Source organism: Klebsiella sp. MS 92-3, from assembly GCF_000195655.1.
Lineage (GTDB): Bacteria > Pseudomonadota > Gammaproteobacteria > Enterobacterales > Enterobacteriaceae > Klebsiella > Klebsiella pneumoniae.
Genome location: NZ_GL882822.1, coordinates 18,544 through 23,129, shown reverse-complemented (window position 1 = coordinate 23,129; position 4,586 = coordinate 18,544). Strand labels below are relative to the sequence as shown.

Below are 4,586 nucleotides of genomic sequence, written 5' to 3'. Positions count from 1 at the left end.
CGCTGGCCCCGAAGGGGTGAGCCGCTGTGCGGCGAATAATCGAACGGAGTTCGATGAAGAGTCCGGATGCAGAAAAGCAAAACCCCGCCTTTTGGGCGGGTTCTTTAAATAGTGGTGCCCGGACTCGGAATCGAACCAAGGACACGGGGATTTTCAATCCCCTGCTCTACCGACTGAGCTATCCGGGCAACGGGGCGCATTAAACCGTAATCCGCCCACCCCGTCAACCAAATTTCTTAAATTACTTATCGATTGCTTATCTTTGCGGCAATTCTGCGTTCAAAGGCGCGTTTTGGCTTAACTTCACTGCATGCCGTTATCGCCCTCGCGGGTTTTCCAGCCGCTGGTAATGGCGATAACGTGGCGTAGTCCGGAGATGAGATAATCGCCAATGACCTCCTCGTCCTCACGCGGCGAGCTCAGGGTAATTTCCGCATCCACGCCGTGGCGATAGGCGCCATGATGGCTGAAAATGGTGCCGATATAACACTTCCCGTTCAGCCAGACCGGAATATAGGCCACCGTCTCATAGATATAGTTAACGGCGACGCCGCTGTAGTAGTTATCCGCCTCGTCAGCGGAGGTGCCCGGCGGGATGGGGCAGATCGGCGCGTCGTTGTCGCTGGCGGGTCTGTCTTTCAGCAGGCTGCCCTGCATTACCTCCAGCGAGCGCAGCAGGTCCGCTTTATCGCCGTCGCTCAGGCTGGGGGTCAGCGGCTGGTCTTTCTCCGGGGAGCGGATGCTGTTCAGCGTATAGCGATAGCGAACCGTCACCGCGGGCGTCTGGCTGGTGGTGCTGAACGGGCGTAGCAGGTAGAGGTTATCTTCGCCAAACTGGCCGTTGTACCACAGGGCATACACCTGGCCGTTGATTTTGACCCAGTGGTTCCACTGGTTAGCCCCGCGGCCATTAATGGAAAAGAGGGCGCCGGGCACCCCGGCATCGAAATCATCACCATTATCACTGTCGCTGCCGTTGACGGCGGCAAAATCATCATCACCTCGCTTGAGCACCCCGGTGTAGCTGAAGAGCCCGGTGCCGCCCACGTAGCTGTCGATGATCAGGTCGCGTTTGCCGTCGCCGTCGAGGTCGATAAGGGTAAAGCTGACTTTGCCGTTTTCTGAATCCGCGCTAATCGAGGAGCGCAGAAACGCCTGCCACTCATCATCGCTGATATCCGGGGACGGTTTACTGGTCGTGATCAGCGTATCGTCGGCGTAAGTGAGCGTGAAGTCGGTAATATGGCCGGTTAACGGAAACTGCTCGGCGATCTTATTCAGCGACAATTCTGGATCGCTTTTTTGCGCTTTCAACACTGTGTTATACAACGTGCGCAGAGCCAGGTTATCCGCCTCTTTCTGCTGCCTGGGGATCACCTGGCTGACAAAGGTCGGCAGCATCCAGGTGCCACCCGGGGTGATTTCCCGACACATACCGGTGCTGTACTTCAGGCTGGGGGTAAAGGTTTTACCATCCCAAACGCGCGTCTCGCCGGTGACGCAGTCGGCCATGCCCCGTTCTTTGTGCAAAAAGACGATAGCGCCGTCGGCGTAGCTGGAGGCCTCGGTAGTGAGCAGCCGCGGTTTGCTCAACTGGGCGTTATCGACCAGCCACAGAGCGTAACCGTCGTTATAGGGCGCTCGCCAGCAGAGCGCCTGCGCCAGAGAATGGGTTTTATCCAGCGCGGTCAGCGTGATCTGGCGATCTGCCGCCGGAATGGCCTGATTCTGCCAGTCGTCGCAGCGCTGGTTCAGCAGCGGCGTCAGGATGGGCAGCAGTTTCTGGCGCTGAAGCATACTCAACGGCACTGGCTGCGCGTTATGGAGAACCGGGGCGGCGATAATTTCCGGGGCGGGAGTGGCTGGCAAAATGGCATCGTCGCCGGCATCGCCTTTATCCAGCAGCGCATCGGCGGTGCCGGTGCGTCGCTGAAACGCATCCATTTTACCCAGCACCTCGCGGCTGCCGGCGCTGGAAAGCGGCAGGTGCTGGCCGTTAAGGGTGAATTCGATTTTGCGCTGATTCGTTAACGCCTGTAGCAGGGCGGTGGTCTGATCGCTGTCGAGGCGAAAGTGGCTGTCGTCGAGAGCGTCCAGCGCGCCAAAATCCCGGTCGTCGATCAGCAGGCTGGCGGTGGAGTCGGCGGGGATATCGTGCTCGATTTGCGCAAAGGTTACCGTGGCGGTGAGGTGCTGTTCGCTGCCCGCGTTGCGGGTCAACAGCACGCTGACCTCACCCATGCGGACGCCGTAACCCGCCGCCCGGCAGGCGCCGGTATTATCGCAGGCGAGCTCCCAGTCTTTTTGTGCAAAGGAAAAACCTTGCAGGGGAGCCGCCAGCAGGGGCGTAGAGCAGAGGCCCAGCCAGGCAGCCCAGAAGAACGCGCGCATATCAATCCCTGTCAGCAATCAGTGAGGGGGAAATTATAGGCGCGACGTGGCGGTTAGGATATCAGAATCAGGTCAAGGCGCCGCCCATACGGCACTGGGCGAAGCGTAGAATATCTTCAGCCAGCCGCCGGGCGGTATCCACATCCGTCTGGCTACGTTTGACCAGCAGACGGCTCAGACAGCCCTCGACAATCAGCTCCATCTGCTTGGCGACCATTTCCGGGTCATCCACCTCCAGCTGAGTCAGCAGCTCGTGAGTGTAGGCCAGCGAAGCCTGCTTCTGCTGTTCCGCCAGCTGGTGAATGGGGTGCTGAGGATCCGGGTAGAAGGTGCAGGCGGCGATAAACAGGCAGCCCGGGTACCGCTGGTTGCTTACGCAGGTGGTGAGTGCGGCATAGCGTGCCAGCAGCTTTTGCTCTGCGCTTAAGGTCTCGTCCAGCAGGAGCTGACGACGCCAGGCATCCACCTGCTGGCTCAGATAGCGAAGCGCGTCGTACAGCAGCGCTTCGCGGTCAGGCCAGAAGCGTTTCAGGTCGCTCGTCGGGCAGGACACGCGCTCAGCGACCATCTCCAGCGACGTGTTGGCGATACCTTCAATTTCAAGAATCTTAATGGCTTCTGCCAGGACGTCTTCACGTAGCACGGTGTTCTCCTCCATCTTTCCTCCTAAAGTGTCGCTCACGCTTGCCAATCGCGCAAATGGGCGCTGAATGCCGCGGCATCCATAAAGCCGGTGACTCGCCGCTCAGACTGTTCCTTACCCTCAGCGTTAAAGAACAGGATCGTCGGCAGACCCAGCACCTGCAGGTGTTTCAGCAGCGCGACGTCTTGCGGGCTGTTCTTCGTCACATCAACCTGTAATAACACGGTGCCTTTCAGCGCCTGCTGCACGTCAGGTGAACTAAAGGTGTATTTTTCAAACTCTTTGCAGGCCACGCACCAGTCGGCGTAAAGATCGAGCATCACCGGTTGACCTTTCGCCTGCGCCAGCGCCTGGTCAAGCTCGGCCACCGAGCTGACGCGGGTGAAAGCCAGGTGCGCCTGCTGCTCGACCGCCGGGGCGCCAAACGCCCAGTCCTGCAGAGGCCGCGCGCTGACCAGCGCGGCGGCAAGCAGAATGATCTGTACCAGCCGCATCCACGGCCGGGTAGCGCCCAGCGAGGTGATAAACGCCCAGCTGAAGAAGGCGACACCGAGCATTGACCACAGCCGTAACCCCCACTGGTCGCCGAGTATGCGTTCCAGCAGGAAGACGGGCAGGGCAAGGATCACAAACCCGAAGGCGGTTTTCACATGGCTCATCCACGGGCCGCTTTTCGGCAACAGGCGATTGCCAAACACGGTCATAAGGATCAACGGCAGACCCATGCCCAGCGCGTAAAGGTACAGCGTGCCGCCGCCCAGCCACAGATTACCGCTCTGGGCGATATACAACAGAATGGCGCTTAGCGGCGCGGTGGTGCAGGGGGAGCAGATCAGCCCGGCAATAGCGCCCATCGCAAAGACCCCGCCGGGCGAGCCGCCCTGGCGCTTATTGCTGAGCAGCGTCAGCCGGGTCTGCAGCGACGACGGCAGCTGCAGCGTGAACAGGCCGAACATGGAGAGCGCCAGCAGTATAAACACCGCCGACAGGCCGACCAGGACATACGGGTGCTGCAGGGCCGCCTGGAACTGCAGCCCGGCGGCGGCTACCACCAGCCCCAGCGCGGTATAGGTCAGGGCCATCCCCTGGACGTAAATAAAGGCCAGCAGCAGAGCGCGCGCGGTGGAAAGCCGCTGTTTTCCGCCCAGCACGATGCCCGAAATCAGCGGGTACATCGGCAGCACGCAGGGGGTGAAGGCGATACCAATACCTATCAGCAGCGCCCACAGCGCCGTAAAGGGCAGGCGGGCAGGCGTGTCTGCAGGCGGCACTGCGGCAGGCGCAGGTGATGTGGCGAGCTCCGGGGCCGGTCGCGGCTCAACCGGCAGCGGCGGGTTGAACGCCGGACGGCTGCTCGTCGACGGCATGGGCTCGATGGCGGTTGCCTGGCCGTCGTTTGAGGCCGCCCGCACGGCGCTCAGCGGGATCACTTTAGTCTCCGGCGGATAACAGAATCCGGCATCGGCGCAGCCCTGCCAGGTGACGGTGAGAGTAGCCTCTTTGTCCGCCTCCTTCACCGTCACCGGCACGGTCAGGCGTTGGCGAAAGATCT

General features: G+C 60.8%; 3 protein-coding genes and 1 tRNA gene. All 4 read right to left on the bottom strand.

The window, feature by feature from the left end; genetic code table 11:
• Nucleotides 1-112: 112 nt before the first annotated feature.
• Nucleotides 113-188 (bottom strand) — tRNA-Phe (locus HMPREF9538_RS10785).
• Between the two features lie 115 nt (nt 189-303).
• Nucleotides 304-2,391: a DUF1176 domain-containing protein gene (locus tag HMPREF9538_RS10790; protein ID WP_004177767.1), complete on the bottom strand. Its 2,088-nt coding sequence runs from the start codon at nt 2,389-2,391 to the stop codon at nt 304-306.
• Nucleotides 2,392-2,458: 67 nt separating this feature from the next.
• The gene (locus tag HMPREF9538_RS10795; protein WP_004218175.1) at nt 2,459-3,034 is read right to left on the bottom strand and encodes a transcriptional regulator; all 576 of its coding nucleotides are present in this window, start codon (nt 3,032-3,034) and stop codon (nt 2,459-2,461) included.
• A gap of 35 nt (nt 3,035-3,069) precedes the next feature.
• Nucleotides 3,070-4,586 (bottom strand): protein-disulfide reductase DsbD (locus HMPREF9538_RS10800; RefSeq protein ID WP_009485427.1); only part of this gene is annotated, 1,517 nt, incomplete at its 5' end.